Source organism: Enterobacter sp. ECC-019, assembly GCF_043974075.1.
GTDB classification, from domain to species: Bacteria; Pseudomonadota; Gammaproteobacteria; order Enterobacterales; family Enterobacteriaceae; genus Enterobacter; species Enterobacter asburiae_D.
On record NZ_CP143759.1, the window covers coordinates 951,088 to 969,505 of the forward strand.

The window sequence follows — 18,418 nt, forward strand, 5'->3', positions numbered from 1 at the left end:
TAATGCCTACTGCATTACTCGGGAACTCGTGGGAGAGCACCATGCTGGAACTACTTTTTGTGATTGGCTTTTTTGTCATGCTGTTAGCGACAGGCGTTTCGCTGCTCGGCATTCTGGTGGCTATCGTGGTGGCGACGGTGGTCATGTTTATTGGCGGACTGTTTGCCCTGACGATCAAACTGTTGCCGTGGCTACTGCTGGCCATTGCGGTCGTGTGGGTGATTCGGGCGATTAAAGCGCCAAAAGTGCCCAGTTATCAGCGCAATAACCGCTTTCGTTACTAAGGTATTGAGGGGTTCGTCACATACTTGTAACTTTTCCGGCGGCAGGGCTTAGAACAGAATAGGATTTGCTTATCGAATCTGTCACTATGACTGTCGCTAAAGAATTCATCGAGCTGTACCCTACATACAGCCGAACTAAAAAAAGAAAGGGCTTCCCACGGGAAGCCCAATTTCTTTTTAGGGCTCAGGGAATCAATAAACTCGATCCCTGCGTCGCCCGGCTCTCCAGCACCTCATGCGCGCGCTGCGCATCGGTCAGCGCGAATTTCTGCGCCTCTGCCACATCCACTTTAATGACGCCGCTGGCGATCAGCGAGAACAGCTCGTTGCTGGCTTCCTCAAGTTCTTCCCGATTGGTGATGTATCCTTGCAGGGAAGGGCGAGTCACGTACAGAGAACCTTTCTGATTCAGAATGCCCAGGTTAATGCCGGTCACTGCGCCTGACGCATTCCCGAAGCTTACCATCAGACCACGACGCTGCAGGCAGTCCAGCGACGCTTCCCACGTGTCTTTCCCCACCGAGTCATAGACCACGCGCACTTTTTTCCCGCTTGTGATCTCCTTCAGCCGCTCAACAATGCTCTCTTCACGGTAGTTAATCACCTGCCAGGCACCCGCCTGCAGCGCGCGCTGCGCTTTTTGTGCACTTCCTACTGTGCCGATCAGTTTCGCGCCGAGTGCTTTCGCCCACTGACAGGCGATGAGCCCGACGCCACCCGCAGCGGCATGAAACAGGAACTGCTCGTCGGGTTTAATTTCATAGGTTTTGCGCAGCAGGTAGTAAACCGTCAAACCTTTCAGGAACGAGGCTGCCGCCTGCTCAAAGGAGATGGCGTTAGGCAGCAGGGCGGCTTTATCCGCCGGAACGTTGTGGACGGAGCTGTAAGCGCCCAGCGCTGACTGCGCATACACCACGCGGTCGCCCTCTTTAATATGCTTGACCGCGCTGCCCACTTTGACGACGACACCGGCTGCCTCGGTGCCCAGGCCGCTCGGCATTGACGGAGGCGGGTAGAGACCGCCGCGAATATAGGTGTCGATATAGTTTATGCCGATGGCTTTGTTTTCAACCTGCACTTCGTTTTCGCCAGGCGCGGCAGGGGTGAACTCCACCGCTTTCAGTACGTCTGGCCCACCGTGTTTCTGGAATTCAATGCGCGTTGCCATGCTCCCTCCGTAAGAAAAATATGGTAATCTTTCGACCCACTCTTTATCTCGGTAACTCCATTCACTATGGCAGGAAACAAACCCTTCAACAAACAGACTGAACCTCGCGAGCGTGATTTCCAGGTCGCAGGGTTAAAAGTCCCGCCGCACTCGATTGAAGCGGAACAGTCGGTGTTGGGCGGTTTAATGCTGGATAACGAACGCTGGGACGATGTCGCCGAGCGCGTCGTGGCGGAAGATTTCTACACCCGTCCGCACCGCCACATCTTTACCGAAATGGCGCGTCTGCAGGAGTCGGGCAGCCCGATCGACCTGATTACGCTCGCGGAATCGCTGGAGCGTCTTGGGCAACTCGACAGCTGCGGCGGGTTTGCCTATCTGGCAGAGCTTTCAAAAAACACGCCAAGTGCGGCGAACATCAGCGCTTATGCCGATATCGTGCGCGAACGTGCCGTCGTTCGAGAGATGATCTCGGTGGCGAATGAGATCGCCGAAGCCGGTTTTGATCCGCAGGGTCGCACCAGTGAAGACCTGCTCGACCTTGCTGAGTCCCGCGTCTTTAAAATCGCCGAAAGCCGCGCCAATAAAGACGAAGGCCCAAAAAACATCGCCGATGTCCTCGACGCCACCGTGGCCCGTATCGAACAGCTGTTCCAGCAGCCGCACGACGGCGTCACCGGCGTGAACACCGGCTATGACGATTTGAACAAGAAAACCGCCGGCCTGCAGCCGTCGGATTTGATTATCGTCGCCGCGCGTCCGTCGATGGGTAAAACCACTTTTGCGATGAACCTCGTCGAAAATGCGGCGATGTTGCAGGATAAGCCGGTGCTTATCTTCAGTCTTGAGATGCCCTCCGAACAGATCATGATGCGTTCTCTGGCGTCGCTGTCGCGCGTGGATCAGACCCGCATTCGTACCGGCCAGCTCGATGATGAAGACTGGGCGCGCATCTCCGGCACCATGGGCATTCTGCTGGAAAAACGGAACATCTATATTGATGACTCCTCCGGCCTGACGCCGACGGAGGTTCGTTCCCGCGCGCGCCGTATCGCCCGTGAACACGGCGGCATTGGTCTTATCATGATCGACTACTTACAGCTGATGCGCGTCCCGTCGCTCTCCGACAACCGTACGCTGGAAATTGCGGAGATTTCCCGCTCGCTCAAGGCGTTAGCCAAAGAACTGCACGTTCCGGTCGTTGCGCTGTCGCAGCTCAACCGCTCTCTGGAACAACGTGCCGACAAGCGCCCGGTCAACTCTGACCTGCGTGAGTCCGGCTCCATCGAGCAGGATGCCGACTTAATCATGTTTATCTACCGTGATGAGGTTTATCACGAGAACAGCGACCTGAAAGGGATCGCCGAAATTATTATTGGTAAACAACGTAACGGCCCGATCGGGACGGTGCGTCTGACCTTTAACGGACAGTGGTCGCGTTTCGACAACTATGCCGGTCCTCAATATGATGATGAGTAATTTCTAAGGAATTCAAATGCAAGCGGCAACTGTTGTTATTAACCGCCGCGCTCTGCGACACAACCTGCAACGTCTGCGTGAACTGGCACCCGCCAGCAAGCTCGTTGCAGTCGTGAAAGCGAACGCTTACGGACACGGTCTTCTGGAGACCGCGCGAACGCTCCCCGATGCCGATGCCTTTGGCGTCGCCCGTCTTGAAGAAGCCCTCCGCCTGCGCGCGGGGGGGATTACTCAACCGATTTTGCTGCTGGAAGGCTTTTTCGAAGCCACAGATCTGCCGACCATTGCTGACCAGCATCTTCACACGGCAGTGCATAACGAAGAGCAGCTCGCCGCGCTCGAAACCGCCGAGCTGAGCGAGCCGGTAACCGTGTGGATGAAGCTCGATACGGGCATGCACCGTCTGGGCGTGCGTCCGGAAAACGCGGAGGCGTTTTATCAGCGTTTGTGCCAGTGCAAAAACGTGCGCCAGCCGGTGAATATTGTCAGTCACTTTGCCCGCGCCGATGAGCCCGAGTGCGGTGCGACCGAGCGGCAGCTGGATATCTTTAACACCTTCTGCGAAGGCAAGCTGGGGATGCGCTCGATTGCGGCATCCGGCGGTATTCTGCTGTGGCCGCAGTCGCATTTCGACTGGGCGCGACCGGGCATCATTCTCTACGGCGTGTCGCCGCTGGAGAACAAACCCTGGGGGCCGGACTTTGGCTTCCAGCCGGTCATGTCGCTGGTCTCTAACCTGATTGCCGTGCGTGACCATAAAGCGGGTGAGCCGGTGGGCTACGGCGGTACCTGGACCAGCGAGCGTGATACCCGTCTCGGCGTGGTGGCGATGGGCTATGGTGACGGATATCCCCGTGCTGCACCGTCGGGTACGCCGGTTCTGGTCAACGGTCGCGAGGTGAAGATTGTTGGCCGCGTGGCGATGGACATGATTTGTGTCGATCTGGGGCCTGAAGCCCAGGATAAGCCAGGCGACGATGTCGTGATGTGGGGCGAAGGTTTACCCGTAGAGCGCATTGCTGAAATAACGAAAGTAAGTGCTTACGAACTTATCACGCGCCTGACGTCAAGGGTAGCGATGAAGTACATCGACTAACATTTTATTCCAGGGAAGGATAATGTCCCCTTCAGAACTCGCTGCTTGTCTGGCCTACGCGCTCTCCGTCTGGCTGGCCGCCAGAAATAACATCCATACGTGGTGGATAGGCATCATAGGCAGCGGGCTTTATGCCTGGGTCTTCTATTCTGTGCAGCTTTATGCTGACGTTACCCTTCAATTCTTCTTCATTATCACGAGCATAACCGGTTGGCTGCACTGGCTGAAAGGCAATCGCGGGGACGTACTGCCCGTCCGGCGTACCAGACCGGGGCATTTTTTTATGCTCCTGGCCTGTGCCATTAGCGTGGCGGCGGTGTACGGACTGATATTGCATCTCTACACCAATGCCTGGGCGCCCTGGCTGGACTCCATCATTTTGACATTCAGCGTTCTTGCTCAGTTTATGCTGATGGGGCGACGTCTGGAAAACTGGTACGTCTGGATTGCCGTTAACACGCTGGCGGTACCGCTGTATGCGATGAGGGACCTGCATCTGACCGCCGGGTTATATTTACTGTTTTGGTTTAATGCATGGCACGGACTCTATCAGTGGCGTAAGGAGATCCGCGCGCAATGAAGCGTTATGCCAGCGGCCTGGTGGTAGGCAAATTCGCACCATTACATGCAGGCCATGAAGCGCTTATCAATGCGGCACTTGAGCAGTGCGAGACGGTCTATATCATCAGCTATTCGGTGCCGGAAATACGCGGTTACGAACCTGAAAAACGACTTCACTGGTTAACGACGCGCTTCCCGCAATGTCGCCACCTTGTGCTTTCTCCGCAGGTGATGGCGTCTTACGATATTGCGCCGCCCCCACCGAACGACGCTGACGCCGATCTGCATCGTCATTACGTTGCCACGCTGTGTGAAGACATCCTGCATTGTCAGCCACAGGCGGTATTTACTGCCGAAGACTATGGAGACGGGTTTGCCAGTGTGTTGAGCCAACGTTTCGGACGACCGGTTGCGCACGTTCGTCTCCAGCGTTCACTGGAACCTGATGCCCCTTCGGGAACGCGCATACGTTCTGATGTTCATCGTTATCGTAAGATGATGTCCCCTGAGGTTTATCGCAGCTTTGTTTTCCGCATCTGCTTATTAGGTGGAGAATCAACGGGCAAAAGCACGCTTTCTAAGGCACTGGCGCAGACGCTAAACGTCCCGTACGTTGCAGAGTATGGTCGTGAACACTGGGAAGCAAAGAATGGTGTTCTTGAGCTGGAGGATTTGCTGCATATAGCCCGAGAGCAAGTGCGCCGAGAGGAATTATCCTGTATAGCGCCCTACCTGGTGTGCGATACGTCACCTTTAACGACCTTGTTTTACACGCTCGATCAGTTTGGCAGCGCGCCGCAGGCATTAATTGAGTTAGCCGAACGCGACTATTCGCTGGTCGTACTCTGCGGGGATGAATTTCCCTTTGTGCAGGATGGAACCCGTCAGAATGAGGCGTTTCGTCATCGGCAGCAAGCGTGGTATGAAGCGGAGCTGTCACAGCGAAATATCCCCTTTTTGCGCGTGCAGGGTCCACTCTCTGCGCGAATCGATCAAATTTGCCGATATATCCAGGGGCTGGCCTGATATCGCTCTCGACCTTCTCCCACTTCCGGTTTATTGTTGAAATCCCTGCCTCATCGAATTCCGGAGAACCATCGCGTGTTTCAGAAAGTTGACGCCTATGCCGGCGACCCTATCCTCTCCTTAATGGAGCGTTTCAAAGAAGATCCTCGCAGCGACAAAGTGAACCTTAGCATCGGTTTGTATTACAACCACGAGGGTTTTATTCCTCAGTTGCAGGCCGTTGCCGAAGCTGAAGCGCGTCTGAACGCTGTTCCACACGGTGCTTCACTTTATCTGCCGATGGAAGGGTTAAATGCCTATCGCAGCACCATTGCGCCGTTGCTGTTTGGTGCCGATCACGCGGTGCTCGCGCAAAAACGCGTGGCGACCATCCAGACGCTGGGCGGCTCGGGTGCGCTGAAAGTGGGTGCAGACTTCCTGAAAAAATACTTCCCGGATTCAGGCGTTTGGGTGAGTGACCCGACGTGGGAAAACCACGTTGCGATCTTCGAGGGCGCAGGCTTCAAAGTGGCGACCTATCCATGGTTTGACAGCGAAACTAACGGCGTGCGCGTTGAAGCGCTGCTGGAAAAACTGAACACCCTGCCGGAGCGCAGTATTGTGCTGCTGCATCCTTGCTGCCATAACCCGACCGGTGCGGATCTCACCAATGCCCAGTGGGATGCGGTGATTGAGGTACTGAAGGCCCGCAACCTGATCCCGTTCCTCGATATTGCCTACCAGGGCTTTGGCGCGGGCATGGAAGAAGATGCATACGCCATTCGCGCCGTGGCCAGCGCCGGGCTGCCAGCGCTGGTCAGCAACTCCTTCTCAAAAATCTTCTCTCTCTACGGTGAACGCGTTGGCGGTCTGTCCGTGGTGTGTGAAGACGCCGAAGCGGCAGGTCGCGTGCTCGGCCAGCTTAAGGCGACGGTGCGCCGCATTTACTCCAGCCCGCCGAACTTTGGTGCGCAGGTGGTGGCGACGGTTCTCGGTGACGAAAAGCTGAAAGCATCCTGGCTTGCGGAAGTGGAAGCGATGCGCCAGCGTATTCAGACGATGCGTCAGGAGCTGGTTAACGTCCTGAAAGAGGCCGTGCCGGGACATAATTTCGACTATCTGCTCAAGCAGCGCGGGATGTTCAGCTATACCGGACTGAGTGCGGCCCAGGTCGATCGCCTGCGCGAAGAGTTCGGCGTCTACCTGATCGCCAGCGGCCGTATGTGCGTGGCGGGTCTGAATGCCAGCAACGTTCATCGCGTGGCGCAGGCGTTTGCTGCTGTGATGTAAGTATTCACTTACTTGCATGCTATATGTAGGCCGGGTAAGGCGCAGCCGCCACCCGGCTTTTTTGTTTGCGCCGGTGCCAATCTTGCCCGGTGCTTCGCTTACCGGGCCTACACGCCTCTTCCGCGCTTTGTGATCGTCTTCTTTTTATTCAGCTTCATAAGCAAAAACTCCTTCCCTTCACCTCCCGCTGGGGTTATGGTCGGATAGTTTTTTGACCATCCGCTCAAATTAAAACGATAAGAAACTGAATATTCAGGGGAAAATATGCGCAAGATCACACTGGCGCTCAGCGCCGCCTGCTTATTGTTCTCGCTTAATAGCGCCGTCGTCGCGCGAGCTTCTGCCCCGACGCCGCTTTACACCGGCACCACCGCCGCCATTCTCGCCGAGCAGGCGCCCATTCACTGGGTTTCCGTGGCCCAAATCGAAAACAGCCTGATGGGCCGTGCGCCAATGGCCGTAGGTTTTGACATTGACGATACCGTGCTGTTCTCAAGCCCCGGCTTCTGGCGCGGTAAGAAAACGTATTCACCAGACAGCGAAGCGTATCTGAAGAATCCGGAATTCTGGGAAAAAATGAACAACGGCTGGGACGAATTCAGCATCCCGAAAGAGGTTGCCCGTGCGCTTATTGCCATGCACGTGAAGCGCGGTGACAGCATTTATTTTGTGACCGGCCGCAGCCAGACCAAAACGGAAACCGTCTCTAAAACGCTGCAGGATGATTTCCAGATCCCGGCAACCAGCATGAACCCGGTAATTTTTGCCGGTGACAAAGAAGGGCAAAACACCAAAACCCAGTGGCTGGAAAAGAAAAATATCAAAGTATTCTACGGCGATTCGGATAACGACATCACCGCCGCGCATGACGTGGGTGCCAGAGGGATCAGGGTGTTACGTGCCTCTAACTCCACGTATCGACCGCTGCCGATGGCCGGAAAGTTTGGCGAAGAGGTGATCGTCAATTCGGAGTATTAAGTACCCGGCAGCGGGTTTGACTCTTTTTTAATCAAATCTCGCTGCTGCGGGTTTTACCTTTCGTCTTCTTGCTGCACACTTAGAAAGATTCATCTTTCATCACGGAGCAGCACATGTGGTACCAACAGACCCTGACCTTAAGCGCTAAACCACGCGGATTTCACCTGGTGACGGATGAAGTCATCGGGCAACTCCGCGACCTGTCGCGCGTCAGAACGGGTTTGCTGCATCTGCTGCTTCAGCACACGTCCGCCTCTCTCACGCTTAATGAAAATTGCGATCCCACCGTCCGGTCCGACATGGAGCACCATTTTCTGAAGAGCGTCCCGGACAACGCGCCTTATGAGCATGACTATGAGGGGGCAGACGACATGCCTTCGCATATTAAATCCTCTTTGCTGGGCGTATCGTTGATGCTGCCGGTTCACAATGGACGGCTGATGTTGGGAACGTGGCAGGGGATCTGGCTGGGAGAGCATCGCATTCACGGTGGTTCGCGTAAAATTATCGCCACGCTACAAGGGGAATAAAGATGACAATTTCGGAGATACTTCAGTACTGCATGAGCAAGCCCGGCGCGGAGCAGAGCGTCCACAGCGACTGGAAAGCCACGCAGATTAAGGTGGGTGATGTACTGTTTGCGATGGTGAAAGAGGTGGAAGGCCGCCCGGCGGCGTCGCTGAAAACCAGCCCTGAACTGGCGGATTTGCTACGCCAGCAGCATGATGACGTAAGGCCGAGCAAGCACCTTAATAAGGCGCACTGGAGTACCGTCTATCTGGATGGGTCGATTCCTGGCTCGCAAATTTACTACCTGGTGGATGCGTCCTATCAGCAGGCGGTTGAGCTGCTGCCGGAAACCACCCGACAGCAACTCTCCGTGTGACAATTACAGCAACGGTTTAAGGAAGCGCGCGGTGTGCGAGGCTTCGCACTCTGCAACGGTCTCTGGCGTACCGGAGACAAGAATTTCACCGCCGCCGCTGCCGCCTTCCGGGCCGAGATCGACAATCCAGTCCGCGGTTTTAATCACGTCCAGGTTATGTTCGATGACCACGATAGTGTTGCCCTGATCGCGCAACTGATGCAGAACCTCGAGCAGTTGCTGGATGTCGGCAAAGTGCAGGCCTGTGGTCGGCTCGTCCAGAATGTAGAGCGTCTGACCGGTGCCGCGTTTTGACAGTTCACGCGCCAGCTTCACGCGCTGCGCTTCACCGCCGGACAGCGTGGTGGCGGACTGTCCCAGACGAATATAGGTCAGGCCTACGTCCATCAGCGTCTGCAGCTTACGTGCCAGCGCAGGGACGGCGTCAAAGAACTCGCGCGCCTCTTCGATGGTCATGTCCAGCACTTCGTGGATAGTCTTGCCTTTGTACTTAATCTCCAGCGTTTCGCGGTTATAGCGCTTGCCTTTGCACTGGTCGCACGGCACGTAGATATCCGGCAGGAAGTGCATCTCAACCTTGATCACGCCGTCGCCCTGGCACGCTTCGCAGCGGCCACCGCGAACGTTAAAGCTGAAACGTCCTGGCGTATAGCCGCGTGAACGCGCTTCCGGCACGCCTGCGAAGAGTTCACGTACGGGCGTAAAGACGCCGGTGTAGGTCGCCGGGTTAGAGCGCGGGGTACGGCCAATCGGGCTCTGGTCAATGTCGATAACCTTATCGAAATGCTCCAGCCCCTGAATGTCGCGGTACGGTGCAGGCTCGGCCAGCGTCGCGCCGTTCAGCGCCGTCTGCGCAATCGGGAACAGCGTATCGTTGATCAGCGTCGATTTACCGGAACCGGACACGCCGGTAATACAGGTAAACAGGCCAACCGGCAGCGTCAGGGTGACGTCTTTCAGGTTGTTACCGCGCGCGCCGGTCAGCTTCAGCACTTTTTCCGGATCGGCCGCTACGCGCTGTTTCGGCACTTCAATCTTGCGCTTGCCGCTCATGAACTGACCGGTCAGCGACTCGGGCACCGCCATGATGTCCTTCAGCGTGCCTTCCGCGACCACCTGGCCGCCGTGTACGCCAGCACCAGGACCAATGTCGATGACGTGGTCAGCCGCACGGATCGCATCTTCGTCGTGCTCGACCACGATCACCGTGTTGCCGAGGTTGCGCAGGTGAACCAGCGTCCCGAGCAGACGCTCGTTGTCGCGCTGGTGCAGGCCAATGGACGGCTCATCAAGCACGTACATCACGCCGACTAAGCCCGCGCCAATCTGGCTCGCCAGACGGATACGCTGAGCCTCACCGCCGGAGAGCGTTTCCGCCGAGCGGGAGAGCGTCAGGTAGTTCAGGCCGACGTTGACCAGGAACTTCAGGCGATCGCCGATCTCTTTCAGTACTTTTTCGGCAATTTTCGCACGCTGGCCGGAGAGTTTCAGGTTGTTGAAGAAGTCCATCGCGTGGCCGATGCTCATGTCTGAGATGGTCGGCAGCGCGGTGTTTTCAACAAACACATGACGCGCTTCGCGACGCAGACGCGTGCCCTCACAGGTGGCGCAGGAGCGGTTGCTGATAAACTTCGCCAGCTCTTCACGCACCGCGCTGGATTCGGTCTCTTTGTAGCGGCGCTCCATATTGTGCAGCACCCCTTCGAAAGGGTGGCGACGCACGGAGGTATCACCGCGATCGTTCATGTATTTGAACTCGATGTTCTCTTTGCCGGAACCGAACAGGATCACTTTGTGCACGTTCACGCTCAGGCTGGCCCACGGGGCTTCAACGTCAAACTTATAGTGCTCCGCCAGCGATTTCAGCATCTGGAAGTAGTAGAAGTTACGTTTATCCCAGCCGCGAATGGCCCCGCCCGCCAGTGACAGCTCCGGATTCTGGATCACGCGGTCCGGGTCGAAATACTGCTGTACGCCCAGGCCGTCACACGTCGGGCACGCGCCCGCCGGGTTGTTGAATGAGAACAGGCGCGGTTCAAGCTCGCGCATGCTGTAGCCGCAAATCGGGCAGGCGAAGTTGGCGGAGAAGAGCAGCTCTTCCGCTTTCGGGTCGTCCATGTCGGAGACCACGGCCGTGCCGCCGGAGAGCTCCAGCGCGGTTTCAAAGGATTCCGCCAGACGCGTGGCGAGATCGTCACGCACCTTGAAGCGGTCAATCACCACTTCGATGGTGTGCTTCTTCTGCAGCTCCAGCTTTGGCGGATCGGACAGGTCACACACCTCGCCGTCGATACGGGCGCGGATATAGCCCTGGCTTGCCAGGTTTTCCAGCGTTTTGGTGTGTTCGCCTTTTCGCTCTTTGATGATCGGCGCCAGCAGCATCAGGCGTTTGCCTTCCGGCTGCGACAGCACGTTATCCACCATCTGGCTGACGGTCTGGGCCGCCAGCGGGACGTCGTGGTCCGGGCAGCGCGGCTCACCCACGCGGGCATACAGCAGACGCAGGTAGTCATGAATTTCGGTAATGGTCCCGACCGTTGAGCGCGGGTTATGCGAGGTGGACTTCTGCTCAATAGAGATAGCAGGGGACAACCCTTCAATATGGTCGACATCCGGTTTTTCCATCAGCGACAGGAACTGACGCGCGTACGCAGAGAGTGATTCAACGTAACGACGCTGTCCTTCGGCATACAAAGTGTCGAAAGCCAGTGAGGATTTGCCAGACCCCGAAAGCCCGGTCACGACAATGAGTTTGTCGCGAGGGATTATGAGGTTGATATTCTTGAGATTGTGGGTGCGGGCGCCCCGAACTTCGATCTTATCCATTCACCTTTCCCGGTTGGAACACGGATTGCCTGATTTGTTTGAAGGACAAACGGCTGTCAGAAACGGCTAATTATGACACAATTTGACCTGTTTGAATATACAGTATTGGAATGCATTTTCTGATTCGCTGTGTAACAATGTCGAGTTCGCGGGAGATTTCTGAACCTGCTACGCAACTATGCAAATTGACGCGTGGAAATGGTACACTCGCGCGTTTACACTATTAAGAAACGTATTCAGGAGACACGAACATGGCCAGCAGAGGCGTAAACAAGGTGATTCTCGTCGGTAATCTGGGCCAGGACCCGGAAGTACGCTACATGCCGAGTGGTGGCGCAGTTGCCAACATTACGCTGGCTACTTCCGAATCCTGGCGTGATAAAGCGACCGGTGAGATGAAAGAGCAGACCGAATGGCACCGCGTAGTGCTGTTTGGCAAACTGGCCGAAGTGGCCGGTGAGTATCTGCGTAAAGGTTCTCAGGTCTATATCGAAGGCCAGCTGCGTACCCGCAAATGGACCGATCAGTCCGGTGCTGAGAAGTACACCACTGAAGTCGTGGTCAACGTGGGCGGTACCATGCAGATGCTGGGTGGCCGTCAGGGCGGTGGTGCACCAGCAGGTGGTGGCCAGAGCCAGCAGCAGGGCGGTTGGGGTCAGCCTCAGCAGCCGCAGGGCGGCAACCAGTTCAGCGGCGGCGCGCAGTCTCGTCCGCAGCAGCAGTCTGCACCGGCGCCGTCTAACGAACCGCCAATGGATTTCGACGACGACATTCCGTTCTGATTTCCGAGTGCTCAAAACAAAAAACCCAGACCATGGTCTGGGTTTTTTTATTCCGTAAGGGATCAGGTAATTACCATCGGCCAGTCTGGTGGCGTGTGGCTCATCGCCTCAACCATCACCACTTTAATATTTTCCCAGACAGCGGCGATATCCAGCAGGGTGATGCCAAGAAGACCCGTTGCAAACCAGCAGGCTGCACCCAGCCCCAGCAGGGTGCTGATGACAGCAAGACCCGCATAGTCAGATTTACGAAACTGAATGTTCAGCGTGCTGGCTAAAAACATCAGTACCGCACTCAACAAAGGCCAGCGCAGGAGAACCATGCTGGTAGTAATGGTTGCCATAAAACCCATCCTCTACAAAACAGACGAACTGAATGAAACAGATTTTTTCGTTACATGAGATTTGTGAACTATATCACAATTGCTGTTTTATTCGCCAGTGCCAGACTGATGAAAAGCGGGGGGGTATCGCTACCCATTATCAGTGCGCGTCGGTGAAAAATATATCTTTGCAGGCTAAGCTCCCTTTTTCCTGACTCTTTATAAAGAATTCATTGGGATAGCAAAACTGATGCAAAAGCGCGTGCTATGTACAACGTTTACAGTAATATTCCTATGGCTTATGCTTGAGTGGACAATTAATTTTACTCGCAGCTAATATTTCAGGTTTTTGAATTTTATTGATTTTTTATTTATCTGTACGTTTTTAATTACACACAACGTTGTTTTAATTCGCTGCGCTGAGACTCAGCCTGCCGCGTTGTTTTGACGATTTTTCGAATCTGAAGAAAGTTGCGTCCGGTTTATCGCCTGATAATCAGCGAAAAAAATGAAAGAAAACCGACGTGAGATTGTTAATGACAGCATGCAGGCGTTGCATGCGCTGGCAAAACTGATGCCCCAGCTTCATGCACAATGTTCTCAGGCCGATATGCTGGAGACCATCAGCCGGGCCTTGGGAGCAAGTCTTGCCTGGGTGAGTGTTAACGGTGATGACGGGCTGCAGCGCGTGGTCTGTGCCGGAGAGATGACCTGCCATCCCTTCGAGGTGGCCGATTTCCTTGCGGATACCCTGCTCCAGCGGCACCCTCGATTGTGGCGGGCGATCTACTGGAAAGAGAATATTGGCCGCGCGTTATTTTCTCCTCAGCACCCGGGCTATGCGCAACTGCAAAGCGGTGTGTTGTGCAAGCTTTCAACCCATAACTGGCACTGCAGCGGCTATTTCTTTTTAGCGTTTAATGAAAGGCTCTATTCGCTGCCGATTCTGAAAAATATCGTCGTGGTGCTGATGGAAAAATTAAAAGACTATTTTGCGGAAATTATTGCCCGTGAAAAAACCGCGCAGGAAATGAAGCGTGTCGTGACGCAATATAAGACTCTGTTTGAACGTGCCCCGGTTTTAATGAACTCTTTCGATAAATTTAACCGCTGCGTACTGTGGAATGCAGAATGTGAAAAAGTATTCGGCTGGACGATGGCGGAGATCGCTGAACATGCCGATCCGCTTTCGCTGTTTTACCCCGACCCAGAAGAGCGGCGGCGGGTAAGAGAGTCGGTCAATATCTCGCCGCTTAAGGATATGTATGAGTGGCATCCTCTACGTAAAGACGGCACCCCATTGACGGTACTGTGGTCAAACATTTTGTTGCCAGACAACTCTATTCTCAATATTGGGCTGGATATTACCGAGCGGAAAAAAGCCGAGCTGCAGCTGGAGGTAAAAGCCAGTACTGACGATCTCACGGGCTGCTTAAACCGTTCGGCGATTTTGCAGCAGCTGGAACTCGCGCTGGAGGCCAGCGCCAGGCATGAGATTAACAGCCATTTTTGTGTCCTGATGTTTGACCTGGATTTTTTCAAACAGATCAACGATGAATGGGGACACCCAGTGGGTGATGCAGCACTCCTTCACTTTTGTAATTCTGTCCGCAAGTTAGCCCCCTCAGACTCAGCATTAGGGCGCGTGGGAGGCGAAGAGTTTTTGCTCCTTCTGGCACACACTGACGGTAATGGCGCTGCGCAGCTGTCCGCCAGGTTGCGCACCGTCCTGAAAACCAATCCGATGATAGTGGGTGAGAGAAAACTGTCGCTTTCGTTTAGCGCAGGGGTTGTGGAAGTCTGCGGGGAACAGCAGGATACTTCAGCCTTACTGAGGCGTGCCGATAAAGCGTTATATGAGGCCAAGCATACGGGGCGAGGAAAAACGGTAGTGGCGGCTGATTATTTATAAATCAACGAACAAAAGACGCCCGAAAAAATAGAGTGAAATGTCATAGTAACGTTGTGCTTTTCTCGTACTACCACAAGTTTGGCTTAATCAACGATCGTCTGTTGTGTTATCTTCCCGCCTCTCCCGGTGGGCTGGGTAATTATTTTCCTTAATTGAAACGGAACGAATACTTACAGTTTAACTTACGGGAAAATATTATCGTCATAACGAAATTTAAGATTTTTAATACGAAAAGTCAGTTGCTAACTTCGCATGATTCATGCAACGTAATCACCTGTTTAACAAAGCATCCGGCCTTCATTACTACAGGCGTACAACATGCAGGGATATAGGGCGGGAAATGAATCGTAGCGCGCGGCGCAAAATGCTCAGGGTAGTAGGGATCATCATGGTAGTTATGCTGCCGGTGATGCTTGCGCTATGGTTTGCCCAGCTACGAGCCGTGTCTGAAACAAGCGCCCAGCTACGCACATTTGCTGAACTGGCTTTAGACAAAACAGAACTGGTTATTCAACAGGTTGAGCTGGCACGGGACGAGGCTGAAAAATATCAGGGCGAGCTTTGCACGCCGGGACATCGTCAATATATGCTGAACGTTGTTCGTGGCCGCCTGTTTGTCGCCGATTTAATTTACGCTGAAGGTCAGAATTTTCTTTGTTCGACCGTTTTTACACCGGATCACCCCTACGCCATTCCTGTCGCTAATTACACGCGTAAACCTGACGTCGCTATCTATTATTATCGCGATACCCCATTTTATACTGGCTATAAAATGACATATATGCAGCGCGGAAATTATGTGGTGGTCGTCAACCCGCTTTCATACAGCGAAGTCATGTCTGCGGATCATTCTCTCTCGTGGGGTGTGTACGACACGGTAACCAATGCTTTCTTTTCCGTCAGCCAGAAAGCCAATGTTTCTTTATTAAATTCGATGATTCGGGATAAGGAATCGGTATTTCAAAAAGATAACCGCTTTTATACGATCGTAACATCCCCTAAAAGACCTATTGCGGCCATTGTGTCGACATCGAATAAACGCTTTTATGAAACGCTTTATCACCAGGCGACGTTGACGCTGCCGCTGGGCATGATCTGCAGCATTATTATTTTGCTGGTATGGTCCCGTACCCATCGTGAGCTCAATTCGCCGGGGCGCTTACTGCACCGCGCGCTGAACAAACGACAGCTTTGCGTACACTATCAGCCGATTATTGATATCAAGAACAACCAGTGTGTGGGCGCGGAGGCGTTGTTACGCTGGCCTGGTTTTAACGGGCAGGTGATGAGCCCGGCGGAGTTTATTCCGCTGGCGGAAAATGAGGGGATGAGTGAGCGGATTACGGACTATGTCGTTGAAGAGGTGTTCAATGATTTGGGTCATTTCCTGGCCGAGCATCCGCATCTCTATATTTCGATTAACCTATCGGCCACGGATTTCCACTCCTCGCGGCTGATCGCCATGATCTCCGACAAGGCTCGCCACTACGCCGTCCGTGCGCAGCAAATCAAAATAGAAGTGACGGAACGCGGTTTTATCGATGTGCCAAAAACCACGCCGGTGATTCAGGCTTTCCGTCAGGCGGGTTACGAAGTCGCGATCGATGATTTCGGAACCGGTTACTCGAACCTGCATAACCTCTACTCGCTGAACGTGGATATTCTGAAAATCGATAAATCGTTTATCGATACCTTAACGACCAACAGTACCAGCCACCTGATCGCCGAGCATATTATCGAGATGGCGCAAAGCCTGCGGCTGAAAACCATTGCGGAAGGGGTAGAGACGGCAGAGCAGGTGAGCTGGCTGCTGAAGCGCGGCGTGCAGTATTGTCAGGGATGGCACTTCGCGAAAGCGATGCCGCCCCAGGAATTTATGACCTGGCAGCAGCAGCCTTTGCACTGAGGGTAATTAATTCAACTGGTGGCGGTAGTCGCTCGGCGTGCGGTCAAACTCGCGGCGAAACACGCGGGAAAAGGTTTGTTGCGACACATAGCCAAGATCCATCGCGATATCAAAAATGGGCCGCTGCGTTGAGCGTAGCGCCTGTGCCGCCAGCAGCAGTCTGCGCTGGCGAATGTACTCACCCAGCGTCTGATGCATGACCGTGCGGAACATTCTCTGTAAATACCATTTCGAATAGCCCGACTTTTTAGCGACCACATCAATGTTCAACGGTTGGTCGATATGTTCATCAATCCATTCAATAAGCGTCTGAATAATCTGCTGATGCGACATAAGGTTGCCCCTCTGTAGATACAACTATCTCGGTTAATTCGTCGTTTTCTCTGCGGGGGAGTATAATTCCTCAAGTTAACTTGAGGTAAAGAGGTTTTATGGAAAAGAGATTGCCGCGAATTAAAGCGCTTTTAACCCCCGGTGAAGTGGCAAAGCGAAGCGGCGTTGCGGTATCGGCGCTCCACTTCTATGAAAGCAAAGGGTTAATCAAAAGTATCCGTAACGGGGGCAACCAGCGTCGCTATACCCGCGACGTGCTCCGCTACGTGGCGATTATCAAAATTGCGCAACGAATCGGAATTCCCCTGGCCACGATCGGCGAGGCGTTTGGCGTGCTGCCGGAAGGTCACACGCTTAGCCCGAAAGAGTGGAAAGAGCTGTCATCCCAGTGGCGTGAGGAGCTGGACAGGCGTATTCATACGCTGGTCGCCCTGCGTGACGAGCTGGATGGCTGTATCGGCTGCGGCTGCCTGTCGCGTAGCGATTGTCCGTTGCGTAACCCGGGCGACAGGCTGGGCGAGCAGGGGACGGGGGCGCGGCTGCTGGAAGAAGATTGAGTCTGTGCGGCCGGTTTGCCGGGTGGCGGCTGCGCCTTACCCGGCCTACAAAACCGAGAACGTAGGCCGGCAAAACCGCGCAAACATAAAGAACTAAAGCGCCACATAAGGGCGCTTTAGTTTTTCCCGGTCTTTGTCTTTCACTCTATCCCGCTGGTTCACGGGGGGGGTTCCCCCGACGTCAGTACCCCTCGTGTCGAGCTGGTTGGTGAGGTTCCGGATTGTGCTGACACTTTAAGTCTATGCAAGACCCGTTTTTTCGCCAGCCGCGTTGGCCGTTTTTTAGACGAATTTTTTTCGCGGTGTTGTTCAATTTTCTATAGTTAAAAAGTATGAATAACAGGAGAAAACCATGCTCACGGTACACCACCTTAACCAGTCACGCTCGCACCGCGTGATTTGGGCGCTGGAAGAGCTCGACCTGCCTTATGAGATCGTTCACTACCAGCGCGAAAAGAACATGCTGGCACCGGAGGCTCTCAAAAAGGTGCATCCGTTGGGTAAATCACCGGTCATCGAAGATAACGGACTGATCCTTGCAGAGTCGGGCGCCATCCTGGAGTACCTGCAGGAAACGTACGATCCCGAGTCACGCCTTAAGCCTTTAGATCCGGCGCATAAGGTGCAGTACCGCTTCTGGCTGCATTACGCCGAAGGATCGCTGATGCCGCTGTTGTTAATGAAGCTGGTCTTCAGCAGTCTCGGCAAGCCACCGGTGCCGTTTGGTATCAGAACCCTGGGCAAAGCGCTGGGACAGGGGGTGCAGAAAGCGTATCTCAACCGCCAGCTGGAAACCCATGCGCGCTATATTGAGTCACATCTTGCCGAAAACAGCTGGTTTGCCGGGGATTCGCTCAGCATGGCCGATATTCAGATGAGCTTTCCGATCTTTGCCCTGCTGGCGCGCGGCGGTATCGCTAATCTGCCGCATATTCAGGCATGGAAGACAAAAGTTGAGAGCAGCCCTGGCTGGCAAAGAACCCTGGAGCAAGGGGGGCCGTTATCTATCCCGGGCGAGGATTGAAATGTAAA

The 18,418-nt window shown here is 54.4% G+C and carries 18 protein-coding genes; 14 read left to right on the forward strand and 4 right to left on the reverse strand.

Annotation, left to right across the window (positions count from 1 at the left end; genetic code table 11):
* Positions 1 to 41 precede the first annotated feature (41 nt).
* Positions 42 to 284 carry an envelope stress response protein PspG gene (gene pspG / locus V1566_RS04410; protein ID WP_395305953.1) on the forward strand — a complete coding sequence of 81 codons (243 nt, stop codon included), beginning with the start codon at positions 42 to 44 and terminating at the stop codon, positions 282 to 284.
* Between the two features lie 184 nt (positions 285 to 468).
* On the opposite strand, the gene V1566_RS04415 is transcribed toward pspG, so the two are convergent.
* The gene (locus V1566_RS04415; RefSeq protein ID WP_395305169.1) at positions 469 to 1,452 is read right to left on the reverse strand and encodes a quinone oxidoreductase; all 984 of its coding nucleotides are present in this window, start codon (positions 1,450 to 1,452) and stop codon (positions 469 to 471) included.
* Positions 1,453 to 1,518: 66 nt separating this feature from the next.
* On the opposite strand from V1566_RS04415, the gene dnaB reads away from it, so the two are divergent.
* From dnaB to V1566_RS04455, 8 genes are all read left to right on the forward strand, one after another.
* Positions 1,519 to 2,931 (forward strand): replicative DNA helicase, encoded by a 1,413-nt coding sequence (gene dnaB / locus V1566_RS04420; RefSeq protein ID WP_023310046.1) that lies wholly within the window; start codon positions 1,519 to 1,521, stop codon positions 2,929 to 2,931.
* A 16-nt stretch (positions 2,932 to 2,947) separates the two neighbouring features.
* The gene (gene alr / locus V1566_RS04425) at positions 2,948 to 4,027 is read left to right on the forward strand and encodes an alanine racemase (RefSeq protein WP_395305170.1); all 1,080 of its coding nucleotides are present in this window, start codon (positions 2,948 to 2,950) and stop codon (positions 4,025 to 4,027) included.
* 22 nt (positions 4,028 to 4,049) lie between these two features.
* Positions 4,050 to 4,607: a nicotinamide riboside transporter PnuC gene (gene pnuC, locus V1566_RS04430; protein WP_395305171.1), complete on the forward strand. Its 558-nt coding sequence runs from the start codon at positions 4,050 to 4,052 to the stop codon at positions 4,605 to 4,607.
* Entirely contained in the window at positions 4,604 to 5,614 is a 1,011-nt protein-coding gene (locus V1566_RS04435; RefSeq protein WP_395305172.1) for an AAA family ATPase, read from the forward strand. Before pnuC ends, V1566_RS04435 begins: the two co-directional genes overlap by 4 nt.
* Positions 5,615 to 5,689: 75 nt before the next feature.
* On the forward strand, positions 5,690 to 6,883 hold the full coding sequence (gene tyrB / locus V1566_RS04440) for an aromatic amino acid transaminase (protein WP_395305173.1): 1,194 nt from the start codon (positions 5,690 to 5,692) through the stop codon (positions 6,881 to 6,883).
* A gap of 264 nt (positions 6,884 to 7,147) precedes the next feature.
* On the forward strand, positions 7,148 to 7,861 hold the full coding sequence (gene aphA, locus V1566_RS04445; RefSeq protein WP_059347291.1) for an acid phosphatase AphA: 714 nt from the start codon (positions 7,148 to 7,150) through the stop codon (positions 7,859 to 7,861).
* Between the two features lie 113 nt (positions 7,862 to 7,974).
* Positions 7,975 to 8,391, forward strand: a complete 417-nt coding sequence (locus V1566_RS04450) for a secondary thiamine-phosphate synthase enzyme YjbQ (protein WP_331413717.1) — start codon at positions 7,975 to 7,977, stop codon at positions 8,389 to 8,391.
* A gap of 2 nt (positions 8,392 to 8,393) precedes the next feature.
* The gene (locus tag V1566_RS04455; protein WP_023310053.1) at positions 8,394 to 8,747 is read left to right on the forward strand and encodes an MmcQ/YjbR family DNA-binding protein; all 354 of its coding nucleotides are present in this window, start codon (positions 8,394 to 8,396) and stop codon (positions 8,745 to 8,747) included.
* 3 nt (positions 8,748 to 8,750) lie between these two features.
* Here V1566_RS04455 and uvrA read toward each other — a convergent pair whose 3' ends face one another.
* The gene (gene uvrA / locus V1566_RS04460; protein WP_395305174.1) at positions 8,751 to 11,573 is read right to left on the reverse strand and encodes an excinuclease ABC subunit UvrA; all 2,823 of its coding nucleotides are present in this window, start codon (positions 11,571 to 11,573) and stop codon (positions 8,751 to 8,753) included.
* Between the two features lie 251 nt (positions 11,574 to 11,824).
* Here uvrA and ssb1 point away from each other — a divergent pair, with 251 nt between their 5' ends.
* Positions 11,825 to 12,355: a single-stranded DNA-binding protein SSB1 gene (ssb1, locus tag V1566_RS04465; protein WP_023310055.1), complete on the forward strand. Its 531-nt coding sequence runs from the start codon at positions 11,825 to 11,827 to the stop codon at positions 12,353 to 12,355.
* A gap of 62 nt (positions 12,356 to 12,417) precedes the next feature.
* On the opposite strand, the gene V1566_RS04470 is transcribed toward ssb1, so the two are convergent.
* On the reverse strand, positions 12,418 to 12,699 hold the full coding sequence (locus V1566_RS04470; protein ID WP_008503385.1) for a YjcB family protein: 282 nt from the start codon (positions 12,697 to 12,699) through the stop codon (positions 12,418 to 12,420).
* 487 nt (positions 12,700 to 13,186) lie between these two features.
* On the opposite strand from V1566_RS04470, the gene V1566_RS04475 reads away from it, so the two are divergent.
* Together V1566_RS04475 and V1566_RS04480 are read left to right on the forward strand one after the other, a co-directional pair.
* Positions 13,187 to 14,590, forward strand: coding sequence for a GGDEF domain-containing protein (locus tag V1566_RS04475; protein ID WP_395305175.1), 1,404 nt, complete (start codon positions 13,187 to 13,189; stop codon positions 14,588 to 14,590).
* Positions 14,591 to 14,930: 340 nt separating this feature from the next.
* The gene (locus V1566_RS04480) at positions 14,931 to 16,496 is read left to right on the forward strand and encodes an EAL domain-containing protein (protein WP_395305176.1); all 1,566 of its coding nucleotides are present in this window, start codon (positions 14,931 to 14,933) and stop codon (positions 16,494 to 16,496) included.
* A gap of 6 nt (positions 16,497 to 16,502) precedes the next feature.
* Here the strand turns inward: V1566_RS04480 and soxS are convergent, their stop codons facing one another.
* Positions 16,503 to 16,829, reverse strand: a complete 327-nt coding sequence (gene soxS, locus V1566_RS04485) for a superoxide response transcriptional regulator SoxS (protein WP_013095071.1) — start codon at positions 16,827 to 16,829, stop codon at positions 16,503 to 16,505.
* Positions 16,830 to 16,927: 98 nt separating this feature from the next.
* Between soxS and soxR the strand changes: the two genes are divergently transcribed.
* Together soxR and V1566_RS04495 are read left to right on the forward strand one after the other, a co-directional pair.
* Complete coding sequence (soxR, locus tag V1566_RS04490; protein WP_023331806.1) at positions 16,928 to 17,386, forward strand: redox-sensitive transcriptional activator SoxR; 459 nt, start codon at positions 16,928 to 16,930, stop codon at positions 17,384 to 17,386.
* 352 nt (positions 17,387 to 17,738) lie between these two features.
* On the forward strand, positions 17,739 to 18,410 hold the full coding sequence (locus V1566_RS04495; protein ID WP_395305177.1) for a glutathione S-transferase family protein: 672 nt from the start codon (positions 17,739 to 17,741) through the stop codon (positions 18,408 to 18,410).
* Positions 18,411 to 18,418 lie beyond the last annotated feature (8 nt).